Genomic DNA, 17,693 nt, shown 5'->3' with positions numbered 1-17,693 from the left:
TTACTGAATGGAAAACCCCTGCGTTTTGACACGGAGGATCCCAATGGATCCAACCTATGAACTCGCCGCGGCAATCGTGGCGAGATTGAAGGCCGATTCCGCTACTGCCGCGTTCGTCGGCGCGCGGGTCTATGACCGACCGCCCGACGGCACGCTTCAGTCACCCTACATCTCCCTCGGACCCTCCGACGCGCTGACCGATGACGCAGATTGCGTCGACGGACTTGAGATCACCATGCAGATTGACTGCTGGTCCTGGGGTTCCGGCGAGGCATTCAGTAGCGCACAGGTCCGCAAGATTGCCGGCGCTGTTCGCGCCTGCCTGCATGAAGCGGAATTCTCCCTTACCTTAAATGCGCTGGCCTCCTTGAGACACCGCATCACCCGTTACCAACGGGAATCCGATGGCGCCACCAACCGTGCCATCGTGAGCATCACGGCGTTCGTCGAAGTTCACTAGCTGCCGACCAGCCGACCACCACAAGAACGACCACAGGCCGCCATGAGCGGCTTTTTTATTGGAGGCCAGCATGGCGCCACCTATTACAGCTCGCTTTGGYAAATTCCGCGTGTTGCTCGGCAATTCAGCATCGCCGATCGTCTACGCCGCACCTTGCGGCTTCACCAGCAAGAGCCTGACTCTCTCGAAGTCGCTTTCCGAGGTTTCGCTTCCCGACTGCGACGAACCTGACGCGCCGATCGTTCTCGGTCGCGACGTCGAAAGCATTTCCGCCGCTGTGTCCGGTGAAGGCGTGCTGGCTGCGTCGGCAGTCACTACATGGCTTGATGCCTACGAAAGCACCGACTCCGTTCCGGTGAAGGTCGAAATCGAGTTCTCGACCGGCATTGTCACCTGGACCGGCAACATGCACATCGAGTCGCTGGAAATCGGGGCTGAGCAGGGCGGCCGCGTGACGCTCAACGTGTCGATGCAGTCAGACGGCGCGCTGGTTCGCACGGATACGTTCGTACCGTGAGCCGCGATGCCGCGATTACGCTCACCTGGGCTGACGGTGATTTCAAGTTCCGGCTCGGGTGGGGGGAACTGGAGGAGCTCCAGGAGAAGACCGATGCAGGGCCCTACGTTGTCCTGCAGCGACTTCATGCCGGAAATTGGCGCATGCAGGATGTCTCCAACGTCATACGCATGGGCCTCATAGGGGGCGGAGTGCCCCCCGAGGAGGCAATCAAAAAGGTTCGCTACTACGTCGAGCAGCGGCCTCCCATGGAGAACTTGCCTTTCGCGATCGCCATTCTTTCGGCCGGACTGCTCGGCGCCCCGGATGAACCCTTGGGGGAGCTAAAGGCGCCAAAACGGACCGGGAAGAAATCGACGACCTCCCGAACGGCAAAATCCGGTTTGGCGCCATCTACGGAACAGGGGCAGCCCTAGGCTACGCACCGCAGCAAGTCCGGGCGATGTCGATGTGGCAGTTCATGGCTGCCGTCGAAGGGTACGTGAGGGCGAACTCGCCAGACGACGGAAAGCTCTCCACTGCCGATATCGATGAGGTATGGCAGTGGATGCAGTCTAAGGAGTAGTGCGGTCGGCTAACTGGGCTCGATACTTCTTGGGCACGTATCCAAGTGTCCGAGCGCCGCAACTCGGGCACCGATAAGACCCGCTTCCTATAACGGCGACAAGCAGCCAAACTGGAATCCAAAGTCCCGCCGTGACGACGCTAAGGAGAAGATGAAGGACGTGATTGGGCGTTTGCCGCTCGGCAAGCACCATTCTCACCTCTTCTTGGCAGAACATTCTTTTCTTCTGAACACCCATCCCGTTTTCATAAGGCATACGCTTCATGGCCGCAACTGATCTTGAGCGCCTGGTGGTGCAGCTTTCGGCTGACATCAGGAAATATGAAAACGCGTTGAGCCGCGCTCAGGGCCAAACCAACCGCCGGGCACGCGCCATCCAGAGCCGATTCGATCAGATGAACAAGTCCATCAGCGCGGGCTTGGGTGGTATTTCTGCGACGGCAACCCGCGCCTTCGCAGCAATTGGAGGAGCGGCAGGGGCAAAAACGTTGCTGGATACCGCAACGAGCATCGACAACGCCCTTAAGGTTGCCGGCCTGTCTGGGGCTGAACTTGAGCGGGTCTACGAAGGTCTTTTCGCCGCCGCAACGAAGAATGCCGCGCCGATCGAGACGCTTGTCCAGCTTTACGGGCGTCTCTCTCTGGTTCAAAATGAGCTTGGAATATCGCAACAGCAGATTGTGGGCTTTGCGAGCAACATCGCGCTTGCATTGAGGGTGGGGGGCACATCTGCCCAAGAAGCCAGCGGCGCTCTGCTGCAGTTGAGTCAGGCGCTCGGCGGCGGAGTGGTCAGGGCGGAAGAGTTCAACTCTATCCTTGAGGGCGCCCCTACAATTCTGCAGGCTGCTGCGTCTGGTATCAAAGAAGCTGAAGGCTCAGTCGCCAAGCTTCGGAAGATCATGCTTGACGGAAATCTATCGTCCAAGGCTCTCTTTGACGGCTTCCAAGCCGGCGCACCTATTCTCGAGCAGAAGGTAGCCGGCGCTGTCCTGACGATCGACCAGAGACTGAGCAACCTCCGAACGGCACTGGTGAACGCAGCGCGTGAGTTCAACCAGTCTGCTAAGGCTGGAGAGACGTTCGGAAACGAGGTCGATAGGATTTCCAGCTTCCTCAACGCGATCGACTGGGATGGCGTCATTGGCGAAATCCAGAAGATTGCAGAGCAGTTTAGAGGCGCAACCTCTGCCGTCTCCGGATTTCTCTCGGAGTTCGGTCGCTTTTCCGCCCTTGAAGGTGTCGGGCGCAAGTTCGTAGACCTGCTGCCGGGTGAGGGGGCCAGTAAAAGCTACTTCGGAGGCGCGCTTACGATCACCTCGACCGCAGCCGTTACCGATCGTATCAACCAGGCTTTCGAGAGCGAAATCCAGAAGGCGGGCGAACTTACGTCTGAAGCCATCAGGAACAGCGTTCTGGGTACGGGACCGGGCGGCAAGGGCGGACGCGTCCAGCAAAACCTACCGGCGCTTGGTCCAGTGCCAGGGGCGAGACCTCAGCAGGTCAAGCCCATATCCCTGAAAGACTATCCTGTTGACGATGATGGCGGCGGCAAGAGCAAATCTAAGCGCAAAGGCGGTAACGACTATGAGCGCGAGACCGAACAAATCCGTCAGCGCACCGCTGCATTGCAGGCCGAAACGGCTGCGCAGGCCCAGATAAACCCGCTCGTCGACGACTACGGTTTCGCCATAGAGAAGGCTCGCGCCACACAAGAGCTGCTGAATGCCGCGCAGGAAGCGGGCGTAAAGATTACCCCGCAGCTGAAGGCGCAAATTGAACAGCTCGCAACCGGATATGCGAACGCTGTAGTCGCCTCTGAGCAGCTCGCCGAAAAGCAGGATGAAATCCGTCGGCGGGCAGAGGACGCCATGGGCGCCGCCAAGGATGTGACGCGTGGCGTTATCGATGGTTTCCTCGAAGGTGCCAGCGCAGCGGACGTCCTGAGGGATAGTCTGAAGCGGATCGGTGATGCTCTGATCACCGATGTGCTCGACAACATTTTCAAGATCAACGATGCCTCCGGCGGCGGAGGATTCTTGGGCTCTCTCTTCGGTAGCGTCTTCGGAGGGTTCAAGGGCGTCAATTACTTCCCGCCGGCACCAGGGAAAATGTATTCCGACGGCGGCTACACCGGCCCCGGCGGCAAGTACCAGCCGGCCGGCATAGTCCACAAGGGCGAGTACGTCTTCGACGCGGAGGCTACGCGCCGCATCGGCGTGGACAATCTCCGCCGGCTGCAGGGCTACGCCCAAGGCGGCTTGGTTGGCGCTCCGCGGATGCCCGCCCTTCAATCTCGTGCGGCTGCTACTACCGTCAGCCTAACCTACGCCCCTCAGATCGATAACCGCGGCGCCTCAGTTGAGGCAGTCGCGCGTCTGGAACAATCTATGGCCCGCGATCGGGCAACGTTTGAGGCCCGCGTGGTGAATGCGGTGAGTGACGCCAACGCCAGAGGCGTTCGGATGAATGGGAGTCGATAAGTGGCAATAACCTACCCAATCGACTTCCTTCCGGACTTCCCAGGCTGGTCGACCAAGTTCGAGCCGCTGTTTCGGCAAGAGCAGTCCCGCACAGCCGGCGGTGTGACCTATGTGAAAGACCTTGGTTCCCCGCTGTGGCAGGGGGCCTGGTCGTCTCGCTCCTTGCGTCCGAACGAATTGGACACTTGGCGCGCTCGCCTCGACGCTCTCGAGAACGGCCTACAGACCTTCAAGGGTTACCCGCTCTCGCGGTGCTACCCGATCGCCTATCCCAAGGCTGCTTACGACGCCCTCGGCGTCGGATCAGTCACGCTTGGGTCGATCGGCACAAACCGCAAGAGCGGCACGCTGGTGGGCTTGCCGGCTGGCTACATGCTGAGCATCGGCGACCTAATCGAAGTGGCTGGCAGTGGTCTTCACCGCGTCATGGAAGCCGTAACGGCAAGTGGGGCCGGCATCACACCGGTGTTTGAGGTGCGCCCGCATTTCTGGCCCGGTACATCGGCGCCTGCGGCCGTAACGCTTGTGCGGCCATCCTGCCCAATGCGGATCGTTCCCGGTTCCATCAATTCTGATGCCGACCCATCAACCGGGCGCGGCAGCATTTCCTTCCAGGCTATCGAGGCTCGCTGAGCAAGAGGAGTGAAGTCAATGTTTATCGCACAGAAGTCGCCGAACGTTTCGGTAGGTGTATTCAAGAACCACCTTGGAGAGCCGTTGTTCGTGGCGTCCGGGATGGTCATTGGGACCGTCGAAGAAGTCTCGACGATTCTCGATACCTACAAGGAGGGGGTGATCAAACTGGAATCGGTGCCTGTAGAGAACGCCTACTACGGCCCGCTTCAAGCTGCGGATCTGTCAGGTATAGATTTTGCCGGCCTTGCGTCCGGCTTACGCTCGCTGGCTGACTGGCTTCAGGATGCGAGTGAGCCCAAGTCAGCGCAGGGCGCGAAGCCCGAGAGCATTGACGAGGTCTTCGGCCGTGAAAATCCCACGCTCGACAAAACAAGCCAAGCATTCTCAGTTTCAAGAAGCGGAGAGCTTACATTTCCTGTTGTGAAATGTGGTGAGAAGCTAGTTTAACGGCGTTATCAACTACAGAGGTAGCGATATCCACTACTGCGCCTGATTGCTTTGTGCCGCTACCGGTTTTTGCGTCGGCGATCTGGGCTGCGCACCTATTCTTGAAGTCATCTAGCCAACTTTCGGTGTCGCCACCTTTCATCGCCGCGACTTCCTGTATCAGCTTCGAGAACATGACGAAGTTGGCAAGATTAATGCCGTTAAACTGAGCTTCGAACTCGTTCATCTTTTCCTCCTTGGCTTGATCTTAGCGAAGCAACACGAGTCGCAATCATGAGTCGAGCGTCTCGACACTTTTTTACCCCCATAATCTGAGGCTCGCTAATGCGACAGCTACCATCGGCAATCCTGTCGGCTCTTGCCGACAGGCGCCTTGTCGCGCGCGATTTTCTCTGGATCGTTGCGCGCAACCGCTCCACCGGCATGCCGGAATCGGTCGGCTTCTGGTCGGATGTCGGCTCGGTGGACGCACCAGTCATAGACCCGGAAACGGGCACCGATGTGGTCCGGCCATTCCACGGCTCCGGCACGCTGATTTCGGTCGATCCTATTCCGCTGGTCTCCACCATGGAGGTCCAGAACATCCGCATTCGGATGTCCCAGATCGACAATCTCGTGCAGCAGGCGGTGCGTGACTACGACTGCAAGCAAGCCAAGGTCGAAATCTTCCGAGGCCTGTTTTCGCCGGAAAGCCGCACGCTCGTCGCGCCGGCAGAGCCGCGCTTTGTCGGTTTTGTCGACAAGATCGACATCACGACGCCATCCGAGAATGAGGACGGTGGCGTGGTGCTGACCTGCGCCTCGCACACGCAGGAGATCCTGCGGTCCAATCCCGACACGCGCTCCGATGCAAGCCAGAGGCTGCGCGACCCGAACGACAATTTCTATCAGGACACGGCGGTCGTGGGCGAGTGGGAACTGTTCTGGGGCCGCAAGCAAGGCAAGATTGACACGCAGAAATCAAGTGACGCGCGCCTGATCCAGAAATCTATCGGGGCGGCCTGATGACCGTGCGAGACGCGACATTGGCCGACCGGTGGCGGGTGATCCGCCTCCTGGAGGAAAGCCATGCGGCTGCTGGCTATACCTTCCCGTTTGAGGCGGCACGAGCAGACAAGCTTTTCCAGATGCATCTGGAAAGCGACGCAGCGTGCGCAATCGTTCTCGACGTGGACGGCGTAGCGCAGGGCATTCTGCTTGCTGCGGCTTTCGATCATCCATTCGGCGCGGGCCTATGGGCCAAGGAAACGGTCTGGTACATCGCGCCCGACCATCGAGGCCGCAGCGGCATGCGCATGCTGGACGCCTATGAGGCGTGGGCCGGCTCGAAGGGCTGCGCCGTGATCAGCATGGCCGCGCTATCCACCAATGATGTTTCGCGCATCTACGAGCGCCGCGGCTATCGCGCGGCCGAAACGCATTTCGTGAAGCCTCTCGGCTGATCCCCAAGGACAATCATGGCTATTATTTCGGGCATCGTCGCCGCTGTCGGCGCGATCGGCACCGCTATTGGCGGAGCCGTTTCGTCCTTCCTGGGTGGATGGGCCGCAGTCGGAGCGACACTCCTCAAGGCCGCCGCCGGTATCGGCTTGAACCTGCTGGCAAGCAAGATTGCAGGCAAGCAGGGACAGGAACGCGCCTCCTTCTCGGTTCAGGGGCGACTCCAGTCCGGCGGTACGGTTCCGCGGTCCATTATCGTCGGACGCACCGCAACCGCCGGCTCGTTGGTCTATGCCAACACGTGGGGCAGCACTGGCAAGACGCCGAACGCGTATATCACGCAGGTCATCGCGCTCGCCGACTACCCCGCGAAGTCGCTGACCGGCGTTCTAGTTAATGGTCTCTATTGCGAACTCGATCCGGTCGCGCACCCACAATACGGCAATCCCGTCCTTGAATACCGCAAGGGAGGCAAGGACCACCTTTGGGTCAAGTTCTACGACGGCAATCAGACCGTTGCCGACGGTTTCCTGACCACGCTGGTTTCGACGCCGGAACGCCCGTACCAGGGAACTCGCGTTGGCCGTGGCATTCCTTACGCGATTTGCACGTCTCGCGTGAACGACGAGCTATTCTCGGGCTTTCCGCAGTTCAAATTCACGGTTGACGGCGCTCGCCTTTATGACCCATCGCGCGACGACACAGTCGGCGGGGTAGGGCCACAGCGGCGCAGCGATCCGTCCACATGGGGCGGCGACGGCGACCACCTGCCGGTCGTGCAGGCGTATAACCTGCTGCTCGGCATCCGCTGGAATACCCAGTGGCTATATGGCCTGCAGGCGACCAGCGCACGACGCATCCCGGCCGCCCATGCCATTCAGCAGATTGCCAAGTGCCGCGCGCTTGTTCAAGGCCCCGACGGCAACGAGCAGACGTATCGTTCCGGTGCAGAGGTCCAGGTCGGCGCACCGATCCGAGACGCGCTTGAGGGCATCCTGACTGCAGGGCAGGGGCGTCTTGCCGAGATCGGCGGCGTTTACAAGCCTTATGTGGGCGAGCCTGACGCTCCGGTGATGTTCTTTTCAGACGAAGACATCCTTTCGACAGAGCAGCAGAGCTTCACGCCGTTCTTTGGTCTGTCGGACACGATCAACGGCATTACTGCCACCTATCCGTCGCCGGACAACGGCTGGAACCCGGCCGAGGCGCCGCCGCTCTACAATACCGGCTTTGAGGCAGAGGACGGCAACCGCCGCCTGCTCGCCGACGTGGATCTGGATTTCGTGCCCTACAAGGGGCAGGTCCAGCGGCTCATGAAGTCGGCGCTGGCTGAGGCTCGTAGAGCCCGCCGGCACACGATCGTCATGCCGCCGCGGTTCTGGGTGCTTGAGCCCGGCGATGTCATCGCTTGGACGAGCGAGCGCAACGGATACATTAACAAGCAGTTCCGCGTTGATGGTGTCATCGATCAGCCGAACCTCGACGTCGTGCTGGACATCACCGAAGTCGATCCCGCCGATTACGATTGGGACCAGGATCAGGACTACCGGCCTCCCACCGATGGCTCTCTTGCCCCCGGTTGGCCCGTACCGCAACCCATGTATGGCTGGCAGGTCGAGCCTGCGATTCTCTATGACACCCAAGGCAATCCGCGCCGGCCGTCCATTCGCGTATCTTGCGATCCCGACCAGGACGACGTGCRCAATGTCTGGGTGCAGGTCCGACTGAAGTCGTCTGGCGTGGTCGTCTTCGACAGCGATAGCAGTGCCTATGCTTTCCCATATCAGTGGATACTAAACGGCACCTTCCTACCGAACACCACCTATCAGGTACGCGGCCAGTTCGTTCCCAAGTCCCCACGCGACGTGGAGTGGTCTGGATGGCTGGACGTCACGACCGATAACGTGAAGCTTCTGCCGGGCCTGGACTTCGATCCATATAGCGGCGTTGTCGGCTTTGACCAACTCGGGCCTGATCTTGCGAATTACCAGGACTGGCTTGGCTCCGGCCGTCGCGACATCCACGAGACGCTCGAAGAGCTGGACGCGCGTGTAGCCGATCAGGAGGGAGCCAACAGCTACGAGCGGCAACAACTTCGCGAGCAGTTGAAGGTCACCTATGACACGGTGACGGCAGAGTATGAGCGCAGGGTTGAAGTCGTCGCCGAGGAAGGCCGGGCGCTCTCTCTGCGGGTGGAGACCCTCACATCTGAGGTATTTGATCCCGTCACCGGTTTGCCCRCAGTCTCTACGGCGGTTTCGGCGTTGCAGACAGAGGTCAGCACGATCGACGGGAAGGTGACCGCAGTATCAAACTCGATTCTCGAGCTAGATAGCACTGTCGGAAACTTCTCCGCAGAAGGCAAGTTCCGCGTCACTACCGAGGCAACGCCTGCTGGTGCGCTGGCGCGAATCGGGATGAGCGTTGCAGCCACGGGAAGCGGGCAGACCTCGTCTGCTTCGATATTCCTGGACGCTATCGCCGGCGGCCTGAGCCGCGTTGCGATCAATGCCGATCAGTTCGTTGTCATCGCTGGCGACGACGTCAGGCGCCCCTTCGTGGTGCAGGGCGGCTCGATCTTCGCCAATGAGTTGTTCGTCAACTGGGCGAAAATCACCGACGTCAACATTGGATGGGCGCAGATTGAGAACGCAGTCGTCAACAACCTGCAGGTCACCAACGCCAACATCCAAAATCTGACTATCGGTACCGAGAAGCTTCAGATCAGCGCTATCACGTTCGGCGGTGTCATCAATGGTTCCTATGGCGGCCAGGCTACTAATGGCTGGTACGTCATGGGGGAGTTGAGTGCCGACAACCCGAACCCGGCCCCGGTCATGATCGATGTCGCTGGCGCGATGAACGGCCAGACCCCCGGTCAAGGTTCCGTGCAGATCGAGTGGCGATTGATCAACATCACCACGAATGACGTCATCCATCAGGAAACTTTGCAGATCGGCACCAACGGCAGCGCCAGCCGGAACATAGAGCGGTTCCGGATCGGCATCAACAACGCGCAGGGATGGAACGTCTACCAGGCGCAGGTACGGGTCACAGGCGCCCCGATCGCTGTCGCCGCAAGCGCCAACTGCCGCTTCGTTCTCTGGAAACGCTGAGGAAATCCATGAACATCAGTCTTGAGGCGCAGCTTCGCGAAGAATCTGCGCTCGCAGCCATGCTGCGCAATCGCACCCTCATCCTCGCGCAGCAGCTCGTCGAACTGACGAGCGAGCGCGACCAGTTGCGGGCGGAACTTGAAGCGGCCAGGGCGGCCGCGCCGCAGGAGGTGAACAATGGCGCTGCTGAGTGATTACACCTCCGGCACGATCTCGGTTGCGGCCGATGGCACCGCTGTAACCGGCGTTGGCACAGGCTGGGTGGCGGCAGGCTTCCGCGAGGGCGACCTGCTTTTCGCCGACGGCTATACCGGTGTGGTCAAGTCCGTCGAGAGCAACACTGCTCTCACGCTCGACCAGCCTTGGCGGGGAGGGGCGCTTTCCGGCGCTGCCTACCGCCTGCGCTACCAGAGCGACGGTTCGCGGTTTTCCGCCCAGTCGCGCGCCTTGATCGAGATGATTGGCGGCTCCGGCAATCTGGAGGCTCTTGGTGGGCTTGAGAGCGCGCCTAACACGCTGCCGTACTTCACCGGCGCCGGGCAGATGGGGTTGACGGCATTTGACCAGGAAGCGCGCGACTTCCTGGCTGCCGCGACGGAAGAAGAGCGATTGCAGGCGCTGGGGTTCAGCGCGTTCATGGCGGGGCTGCGCGATGATGCTGACGAGGCGGCGCTGCTAACATCCCTCGGCTTCTCCGATTTCATGGCGGGGTTACGGGATAGGGTAGACGGTCCGGCACTATACGGTGCGATGGGCCAGATTCCGAATGCGCAAATTCGAAACGATCTCACCGCCGACAAGGCCTTTCGGCGCGGGAACATTCTTGGGACGGCTTCTCAAACAGCGGGCGTCCCAACCGGGGCGCTTGTTGAGCGCGGCAGCAATGCGAACGGTGAGTACGTTCGGTATGCGGACGGGACGCAGATATGCATATCTCCAGCACTGAACCCATCAACGTCTATAGCGACAGGTTCATTCTTCCGCTCCTTCCCCATAGTCCAGGGGTTCCCGGCAGCGTTTGTCGCGCCGCCGGCTTGTTTCGGGAATACTGCGGAAGAGCAGACCTGGGTCAACGCGAGACAAGACTTTGCAAATAGTAGATGGGCTGCTGTGGTGTGGGCAAGCTACGCTGGCGGATCATTCATTCGGCTTGGCGCAATTGGAAGGTGGTTCTGATGCGAATTTCCTTTTCTCCCCAACGTCGCGATGACGGACTTACCGTGATAAAATCGGGCGACATCCTGACGATCAACGGAGAAGCGTTCGACTTTTCGGAGCTTCCGGACGGCGCGACCATACCGACCGGCGAAGTGCCGTGCGAATGGATCGCCGGCCCTGTCGAACGGATCGATGGCGTAATCCACCTGACGCTTGTTACACCGCATGGTCCCGATCCTTCTCAGGCAGTCGCCTTTCCTGGTCCGCTGATGGATCCTCCGGACGGCATTCTCGATACCCCCCGCGACCCCGAACCTGCAGAAGAAGAGGCCATCAATGTGGAAGCCTGATCTCTCCAAGATTGTAACGGCCGAGCAGAAGGCCGTCGAAGGTCGGGCAACGCTGCTCTCCGCCTATAAGGCCGCGTTTGACGCTCACCTCGACGCGGTCGCGCAGGAGCGGCAATACGATAGCCGCCTTACGATCGTCAGCTACAAGGGTAGCACCAACCAGCAATGGAATGCTGAGGCCGAGGCCTACATTCCGTGGCGGGATGCTGCGCTGGCGTACATGTTTGCGCAGCTTGCCGCCGTCGAGGCAGGTGAAATCCAGCCACCGAGCATCGAAGACTTCATTGCGGGGATTGCGCCGATCGAGTGGCCAGATGCATGACTTCCGGCCGGCGCACCCCAAGATTTGTGCACCGGCCTGCGGCTGGCTGCTGAAGTGAGCGCCTTGTCGCAGCCCTTATGTGGTCCTTTGAAGAAGCTGGATCAAGGCAAGCGTAGGACCGGCAAGTTTGGAATCCTGCTGAAATAGAAAGAGGTCTGGCCAGACTGCGTGTGATCCCGCTACGCCGCAGATCTACATCGCAAGGATAGCTTGCTTAGATTGGTGCAGGTCATACGATTAGTTCATTCCGGTACTTTCTTGGGGGAAAGGATGATTACGCGAAGGAATTTGGTTATTGGCTTGCTCGCATCTTCGGCAATAACAGTCATCCCTGGTCGATCACGGGCCATTGAACCGTTGACTATCCTTCAGGCAGGGGCCGCAGTAGTCGGGATCATCACCGGGATCCTAGGGGCAAATTCCGACAATGAAATTCGAAAGACAATTGCCGAGATTAACGAGAAACTTGATGCAGTCGTGCGGCTGCAGGCGGCTATTCTAAACGAAATTCAGGCGCTAAAGCTATATATCACCGAAGCCCTGTTTAATGAGCGAAAACAAAAGACAATCGACGAGTTGAATGCGCAGAAGGACCGTTTCGACATCCTGATTGCATCGCCGGTGAATAATGAGACTCGCCCGTTTTATCAACGCTTGGTGGGGGACGTTGAGCAAACGGCATTCGAATTGTCTCGATATGATTTTAGTGCCTTTGTTTCATTTGGTACGGCGGTGGCAATTGATATCGCGCTTTATCGCGTTCTGAATGTAGATCGCTTACGCGTGCTCAATCTGCGTAAAAAGATAAAGGATACCTACGAACGATGGCTAGACGCGAACAATAATCAAAGCGTTACATCAATGATTCGGCATGTGGAGTTGGAGATTTCAGGAAGGCAACAGGCATTGAATAGCCGCCCCAGGCGGTACGAAGTTGGCCGGCGCAACGTAGCTCAAGGACGGGGTGGATGCACAGAGGTCACCTGGCTAACGGTCAATGGTGATTTCAAATCCGGTTTTTCCACTTCCATCTCTGTGGATTTTACTGATTGTTGGACTGATGACGGGCCTGACTGCGGAAGGCATCCTGAACGCTGCTTTATTGCAAATAGCTCGACGCCGTTGGCACCCTCGGCTACCGTTGAAGTTCCCCAGAAGCATGTAGATGCCACCGGATATCCAGTTCTGGACGACTTCAATCGTGAGCGAAACCTCATCATTGACGAGATGTTGAGGCTAAACAGTCTGTTTGAGATTCGCGCGCAACTGGAAGAGCTTCGCAGTAAGTTTTCGTAGGCTTCCTTCGAATAGTTGAGGGCCACGTCGCGTTTGCTTCCATAGATGGGGGTATCCGAAAGCAAGAGGCCTGGTGGCTGCTACTCCACCAGGCCTCACGGCTGCGAATTTCGATCGAGGGAGATGGGCGTTCGCAGCGGCACATAGAACACCGTTCGTCCTGAAACGGTTCCCTCGACGTCGAATTAAATGCGATCTGGCGCCGAGGTAGCGCTCCCGCGACTAAGCCGCGCCCTTTTGCCTCTCGCGAGTTCCAACGCTCACCTGTGGCATCTGGCCATCTCCGGTGAGCACCGTCAGTACCTCGACTTCTACGGTGAGGCCGGATTCGTGAACCCTGCGAATAGCCTTGTTTAGCATCCGCATGGCCTCTGCCATGGCTTCTTCGGCTTCTGCGCGTTCGTCCAGTGTTGAAAGTTCAATGCTCATTTAGCGCTCCCTATGCCGGCGAAAGGTAACAGCCATGCCGGTAATTGATAATTCCTAGCACATAATCAGGAGAGAAAACCATGACACGACGCATCAACGCGGCGGGGCTTTCGCGCGCCAAGACCAAGCGCGTTGGCTGGTAAGCACCCGCAACTTCGACTGAGACCACAACACCATGACCCTCCTCCCTGATTGGCGCGGCATAGCCAAGCGCCAGCCGGCGGACCACTAAATCCCGAGGAAAATCTATGACCACCACAACTACGCTGCCCGCGGAGTGGCTTCCGCGCGCCAAGATGCAGCGCGTTATCTGCCACTGGACGGCTGGCGGCCACAGGGCCAGCGACTTCGACCGCAGCCATTACCACATCCTTATCGAGGCCGACGGCAACGTCGTCCGCGGCAAGCCGTCGATCGCCCTCAACGAGGCGCCAGCTAAGAAGGGCTACGCCGCCCACACCAGGAACTGCAACTCCGGCTCAATCGGCGTCTCGCTGTGCTGCATGGCGCTTGCGACGGAAGCTCCATTCAACCCCGGCCCAGCACCTATGACGAAGGCGCAGTGGGACAAGCTTGCCGTTGTAGTCGCTGACCTCTGCCGCGCCTATGCCATCCCGGTGACGCCCAAGACCGTCCTCAGCCATGCCGAGGTGCAGACCAATCTCGGTATCAAGCAATCAGGCAAGTGGGACTTCACCCGGCTGGCATTTGCCCCAGACGTGAAAGGCGCGAAGGCGTGCGGTGACCTACTCCGCGCGGCTGTCGCGGCTAACCTATGAGCGCCCGGCACGCGACGCCCGCCGAGAAGACCAGCAGCCGGCGGTTCTCCAAGCGGATGGTTGTCGCGAACTGCGCGCTAGCGTGGGGAGCGATCTACCTTTCGATCATCTACCTGCAGGCCTCCTATGTGGTCGCCAGCGGGCTCGGCTTCGTTGCACTGATCGCCGGCGCATACATGGGGGTAGGGCACCTGGACCTTCGCCAATACGTGAAGTCTCTAGGGTCTTCGGCCCTGTCGAGCTCGTACTTCCCGCCCGCACCGGAACCCCCCGTTACCAAGCCGGCGACGCCGGAGGATCAACTGACATGATACTGACCCTCCTAGCAACCAAGGCGGCCCGCTACGTGCTGGCGGGCGCCCTAGTTCTTCTGGCCGCATGGTGGGCCTACGACACGGTTTACGACCGCGGTTACGCCGCAGCCACCGCCGTCTATGACCGTGAGCGCGCAGCGGCGGCTGAAGCCGATGCCAATGAGCAACGCCGACAGGCCATCGCGAACAACGCCGCGAAGAAGCGGGAGGCCGACGCGCTGGCCGATCTCGCCGCCAAAGAAGACGAAATCACCAAACTGAGAAAGGAACTGCGGCGTGAAGCTCAGCAAGATCCTGATGCTGGCCGCACTGCCCTTGGCTCTGGCAGCGTGCAGCGCATCAACAAAGTCCGTTAGCCCGGTGAAGCCGCCGCAGATTGCGAGGCCGGACAGCGCGCTTCTCAAGGCGTGCGCACGGCCCGCAGACCTGGGCACCGAGCCGCTCACGCAGGAGCAGGTTGAAGACCTCTGGATAACCGACCGTGAGGCGCTGCTGGCCTGCTACCGCCGGCATCTGGCGCTCCGGAATTTCATCATCGATCGAGACAACGCGCTTCGCGGGGAGGGCGGCAAGTGACCAAATTGAAAGCAGTGTTGCGCTGGCACCTGTTCAGCCTCGCGATCGCACTGGGGGCGTTCGCATGACGGGCGCCGAACTCATGTATGTCGTCGGCTTCTTCATCACCGTGTTCGGCTCGATCTTCGGTGTCTGGAAGTACCTCGACGGCAAGCTTACGGCCAACCGCAAGGACACGGAGAAGGTGGCGCATGACCTTGCGGCTCACCGTCTTCATGTATCGGAATCGTACGTTACCAAGGCTGGTATGCAGGAGCAGACCGCAGCCATTATGCGAGCCATCGAAGGTGTGGGGAACCGTATTGATGGAGTCCACGAGMGGCTAGACCGGCTTTACGAGAACCAGCCAAGGCGGACTACTAGGGGCTAGGGCTGAACGGTCACCGACGTTGAAAGATATCGTCATCGCGAGTATATGGGGGCATGGATTTCGTCATGGACAAAGAAAAGGCCGTGGAGGCCCTTGTCTACATCGCCAGTAAGATTCCTGGCGTTGGGCGATTTCACGCGGCAAAAATTCTGTACTTTGCGGAGTTGAGACATCTTCGCGAGTACGGGCGCCCGGTGGTAGGCGATCGCTACATCGCAATGGAAAACGGTCCGGTACCGTCCTTCGCGTACGATGTGCTGAAGGGCACTACCCATCCAGACGACCAGCCCATCACTGAGGGAGCGCTTGTGCCTGTCAAGGGCACTCATTACCCAATGTACGAAGCGGCGCGAGAACCAGACCTGGACTTCTTTAGTGAGTCTGACATCGACTGCCTTGAATGGGCCGTCGAGTATTGTCGCAATCGGACCTTTGGGCAGATTTCTGACGAAACCCACACACATCCGGCTTGGGATAGGGCCGACCTGAACACCCCCATGGACTACGCCGATATGTTGGAGGGTGCCGATCCGCAGATTATTGAAGACGCCAAGGTGTTCTCACAGTATGGCGTCTTGTAAGATCGGGCACGTCTACATCGTCAAAACGTCTCTGACCGACCCTCCCAAGGCGAAGTTTGCTCTCTGCGTTTGCGTAGAAGAGGGTTATTTTGTCTGGATCAATTCCGATGCGCGTCGACATGGGAAAGATCAACTTCCCCTGAAACAAGGGTGCCATCCTCTCATTCGGCATGACAGCGTGCTGGACCTTTCTCGCGTTGTCGCGCACCCCAGTCACGAACTCGAAGAGGCTAGGGAATTTCCGGCTATCAGCAAATCACTATGTACCGAAATCGTGGGAAAGATTGACCGCGGGTTGTCGGTCATGCCGCGGCGGCAGGCGAAGGTAATTGCGGATAATCTACGCACTCTTCTTTAGCTAGGGCTAACTCACCCTCTTCCCCGCCACCTTAATCACCGACCGAAACACGCGCGACACGTCGGGCTCCTTCTGGTTGTTGCAAGCGGGGCAGGGCATGCCGGCGGCTCTGCCTCCAACAATGACTAGTGCCGGCAAGATGCCGGCTTCAGGAAATAGCCGACACACCTAATGCAGTTCTGGCGGGGCATCCTTCTCTTCGTTCCCTTCCGTCCCTTCCTTAGAAGAGGGGATTTCGAAATGAAGCCCGTCACCGAGGACGTGAAGAGGTGGAAGCTCATGGGCATGGGCGCTCTGGGTATGATGGGGATCGCCGGAATAGCCCTTGGTGTTTCCTTCGCCGACGCCTTGAAGAGAATTGCAGGACTTCTCATGGGGCGATAAGCTGCAGGTGGGGAATGCGGCACAGCGGGCTAGTGTTTGAAATCATGCTTCCGAAGATGAACGGATGCGAACAGAAGGTCGTCGGCACATTCCGCAATTGCTGAAAGGACTTCTTCTTCGTTCCAGCCCGCCGCTACAGCAGCAGTGACCAAGTCTTTGATTGGCTTCTCGACCACCGATCTGCATTGCAGCAGTCGGGTTCCGTCAGTGGTTTCGACTGTTGGAGACGGAAAGCGAGGCATTTCCTTCTAAGTAGAGCATGTTTGCTCTTAGACAAGATTTGTACTTGTCCCGCACGATTCTTTATTCAGATGCGCGTTCTTCCTGGATTTGTCACAGGAATAGTGCTCAGAGCACCAGGCGATCGACTCGGACTGATTCTAAATCCCAAGTAACCAAGGCGGAATTTCCTTAATTTGCCCGCGGTTGGCAGTATTAGCCAAGGAGTCAGCTCCGCACAAGATGGGAGTGCTTTTACCTCGATCTATTTTACAATGTGGGGTAAGGTATTATGAGCCTTTACGGAACGATGAGAACCGGTGTCTCCGGCATGAACGCGCAGGCCAACCGCCTGAGCACGGTCGGCGACAATATCGCAAACGCGAGCACGGCCGGCTACAAGCGCGCGTCTACCCAGTTTTCCTCCCTCGTCCTGCCGTCCTCGCAAGGCGCCTACAATTCCGGTGGCGTCAACACCACGGTGCGCTACTCGATCTCCGATCAGGGCACGTTCAGCTACACGACCTCCCCGACCGATCTTGCGATCAACGGCCAAGGCTTCTTCATCGTGCAGGGTTCGGATGGTGTCGAGTACCTCACCCGCGCGGGCTCCTTCGTTAAGATGGATGACGGCACGCTGCTCAATTCTGCCGGCTTCAAGCTGATGGGCTACGAATATTCCTCCACGGAAGACCCGACGATCGTCATCAACGGGTTCGAGGGGCTGACCGAGATCAACCTTTCGGCCGGCGGTCTTTCCGCAACGCCTTCCGCGACAGGAACATTGAAGGTCAACGTTCCGTCGAACGAAGCGACGGGCTGGTCGAAGTCCACGTCGCTCGTGGCCTACGATAGCCAGGGCAATAGCCGCAAACTTGACTACACCTACACCAAAG

At 59.0% G+C, this 17,693-nt stretch carries 23 protein-coding genes and 1 pseudogene; 22 read left to right on the top strand and 2 right to left on the bottom strand.

All coding sequences use genetic code 11. The annotated features are described in order from the left end of the window. Window positions 1-43 precede the first annotated feature (43 nt). The 6 genes from LCM4573_RS00125 (at window position 44) to LCM4573_RS00100 (ending at window position 5,105) form a co-directional block, all read left to right on the top strand. Complete coding sequence (locus LCM4573_RS00125) at window positions 44-460, top strand: DUF3168 domain-containing protein (RefSeq protein WP_071003849.1); 417 nt, start codon at window positions 44-46, stop codon at window positions 458-460. Between the two features lie 70 nt (window positions 461-530). Next, window positions 531-977 carry a phage tail tube protein gene (locus tag LCM4573_RS00120; protein WP_071003848.1) on the top strand — a complete coding sequence of 149 codons (447 nt, stop codon included), beginning with the start codon at window positions 531-533 and terminating at the stop codon, window positions 975-977. Continuing rightward, window positions 974-1,393, top strand: a complete 420-nt coding sequence (locus LCM4573_RS00115) for a gene transfer agent family protein (protein WP_071003847.1) — start codon at window positions 974-976, stop codon at window positions 1,391-1,393. Before LCM4573_RS00120 ends, LCM4573_RS00115 begins: the two co-directional genes overlap by 4 nt. A 412-nt stretch (window positions 1,394-1,805) precedes the next feature. Beyond that, window positions 1,806-4,022, top strand: coding sequence for a tape measure protein (locus LCM4573_RS00110; RefSeq protein ID WP_071003846.1), 2,217 nt, complete (start codon window positions 1,806-1,808; stop codon window positions 4,020-4,022). After that, on the top strand, window positions 4,023-4,655 hold the full coding sequence (locus LCM4573_RS00105) for a hypothetical protein (protein WP_071003845.1): 633 nt from the start codon (window positions 4,023-4,025) through the stop codon (window positions 4,653-4,655). 18 nt (window positions 4,656-4,673) lie between these two features. Further along, a complete protein-coding gene (locus LCM4573_RS00100; protein ID WP_071003844.1) occupies window positions 4,674-5,105 on the top strand; it encodes a hypothetical protein in 432 nt (143 codons plus the stop codon). Here the strand turns inward: LCM4573_RS00100 and LCM4573_RS00095 are convergent. Beyond that, the gene (locus LCM4573_RS00095; RefSeq protein ID WP_071003843.1) at window positions 5,065-5,331 is read right to left on the bottom strand and encodes a hypothetical protein; all 267 of its coding nucleotides are present in this window, start codon (window positions 5,329-5,331) and stop codon (window positions 5,065-5,067) included. The two genes, LCM4573_RS00100 and LCM4573_RS00095, sit on opposite strands and share 41 nt — an antisense overlap. Before the next feature lie 98 nt (window positions 5,332-5,429). On the opposite strand from LCM4573_RS00095, the gene LCM4573_RS00090 reads away from it, so the two are divergent. From LCM4573_RS00090 to LCM4573_RS00055, 8 genes are all read left to right on the top strand, one after another. Then, window positions 5,430-6,110 carry a hypothetical protein gene (locus tag LCM4573_RS00090; protein WP_071003842.1) on the top strand — a complete coding sequence of 227 codons (681 nt, stop codon included), beginning with the start codon at window positions 5,430-5,432 and terminating at the stop codon, window positions 6,108-6,110. After that, entirely contained in the window at window positions 6,110-6,547 is a 438-nt protein-coding gene (locus LCM4573_RS00085) for a GNAT family N-acetyltransferase (RefSeq protein ID WP_071003841.1), read from the top strand. The genes LCM4573_RS00090 and LCM4573_RS00085 overlap by 1 nt, the downstream gene beginning before the upstream one ends. A gap of 15 nt (window positions 6,548-6,562) precedes the next feature. After that, a complete protein-coding gene (locus LCM4573_RS00080; RefSeq protein ID WP_071003840.1) occupies window positions 6,563-9,661 on the top strand; it encodes a phage tail protein in 3,099 nt (1,032 codons plus the stop codon). Window positions 9,662-9,669: 8 nt separating this feature from the next. Continuing rightward, window positions 9,670-9,855, top strand: coding sequence for a hypothetical protein (locus LCM4573_RS00075; RefSeq protein ID WP_071003839.1), 186 nt, complete (start codon window positions 9,670-9,672; stop codon window positions 9,853-9,855). Then, window positions 9,839-10,837 (top strand): hypothetical protein, encoded by a 999-nt coding sequence (locus LCM4573_RS00070; protein WP_071003838.1) that lies wholly within the window; start codon window positions 9,839-9,841, stop codon window positions 10,835-10,837. The genes LCM4573_RS00075 and LCM4573_RS00070 overlap by 17 nt, the downstream gene beginning before the upstream one ends. Then, complete coding sequence (locus LCM4573_RS00065; RefSeq protein WP_071003837.1) at window positions 10,837-11,169, top strand: hypothetical protein; 333 nt, start codon at window positions 10,837-10,839, stop codon at window positions 11,167-11,169. Before LCM4573_RS00070 ends, LCM4573_RS00065 begins: the two co-directional genes overlap by 1 nt. After that, window positions 11,156-11,491: a hypothetical protein gene (locus LCM4573_RS00060; protein WP_071003836.1), complete on the top strand. Its 336-nt coding sequence runs from the start codon at window positions 11,156-11,158 to the stop codon at window positions 11,489-11,491. Before LCM4573_RS00065 ends, LCM4573_RS00060 begins: the two co-directional genes overlap by 14 nt. 270 nt (window positions 11,492-11,761) lie before the next feature. After that, on the top strand, window positions 11,762-12,787 hold the full coding sequence (locus LCM4573_RS00055; protein ID WP_071003835.1) for a hypothetical protein: 1,026 nt from the start codon (window positions 11,762-11,764) through the stop codon (window positions 12,785-12,787). 222 nt (window positions 12,788-13,009) lie between these two features. Here LCM4573_RS00055 and LCM4573_RS00050 read toward each other — a convergent pair whose 3' ends face one another. Beyond that, complete coding sequence (locus LCM4573_RS00050; RefSeq protein ID WP_071003834.1) at window positions 13,010-13,216, bottom strand: hypothetical protein; 207 nt, start codon at window positions 13,214-13,216, stop codon at window positions 13,010-13,012. Between the two features lie 248 nt (window positions 13,217-13,464). Here LCM4573_RS00050 and LCM4573_RS00045 point away from each other — a divergent pair, with 248 nt between their 5' ends. From LCM4573_RS00045 to LCM4573_RS00005, 8 genes and pseudogenes are all read left to right on the top strand, one after another. Next, entirely contained in the window at window positions 13,465-13,995 is a 531-nt protein-coding gene (locus LCM4573_RS00045) for a peptidoglycan recognition family protein (protein ID WP_071003833.1), read from the top strand. Further along, window positions 13,992-14,306, top strand: a complete 315-nt coding sequence (locus tag LCM4573_RS00040; RefSeq protein ID WP_071003832.1) for a hypothetical protein — start codon at window positions 13,992-13,994, stop codon at window positions 14,304-14,306. The genes LCM4573_RS00045 and LCM4573_RS00040 overlap by 4 nt, the downstream gene beginning before the upstream one ends. Continuing rightward, entirely contained in the window at window positions 14,303-14,665 is a 363-nt protein-coding gene (locus tag LCM4573_RS27605; protein WP_116285260.1) for a hypothetical protein, read from the top strand. Before LCM4573_RS00040 ends, LCM4573_RS27605 begins: the two co-directional genes overlap by 4 nt. A gap of 4 nt (window positions 14,666-14,669) precedes the next feature. Next, window positions 14,670-14,885, top strand: a complete 216-nt coding sequence (locus tag LCM4573_RS00030) for an anaerobic dehydrogenase (protein ID WP_244505195.1) — start codon at window positions 14,670-14,672, stop codon at window positions 14,883-14,885. Window positions 14,886-14,949: 64 nt separating this feature from the next. Next, window positions 14,950-15,255, top strand: a complete 306-nt coding sequence (locus LCM4573_RS00025; RefSeq protein ID WP_071003830.1) for a hypothetical protein — start codon at window positions 14,950-14,952, stop codon at window positions 15,253-15,255. A gap of 65 nt (window positions 15,256-15,320) precedes the next feature. Next, window positions 15,321-15,836: a Panacea domain-containing protein gene (locus tag LCM4573_RS00020; protein WP_157895473.1), complete on the top strand. Its 516-nt coding sequence runs from the start codon at window positions 15,321-15,323 to the stop codon at window positions 15,834-15,836. Between the two features lie 598 nt (window positions 15,837-16,434). Further along, a pseudogene (locus LCM4573_RS00010) lies at window positions 16,435-16,578 on the top strand (DUF1515 family protein); the annotation flags it as partial. A gap of 511 nt (window positions 16,579-17,089) precedes the next feature. Next, a partial coding sequence (locus tag LCM4573_RS00005) for a flagellar hook-basal body complex protein (RefSeq protein ID WP_116285301.1) occupies window positions 17,090-17,693 on the top strand: 604 nt, incomplete at its 3' end.

Origin of the sequence: Rhizobium sp. LCM 4573 (genome assembly GCF_001854865.1) — a bacterium.
Taxonomy (GTDB): Bacteria; Pseudomonadota; Alphaproteobacteria; order Rhizobiales; family Rhizobiaceae; genus Neorhizobium.
The sequence above is the reverse complement of the archived record's forward strand: the minus strand, read 5'-3'. Positions and strand labels throughout refer to the sequence as shown.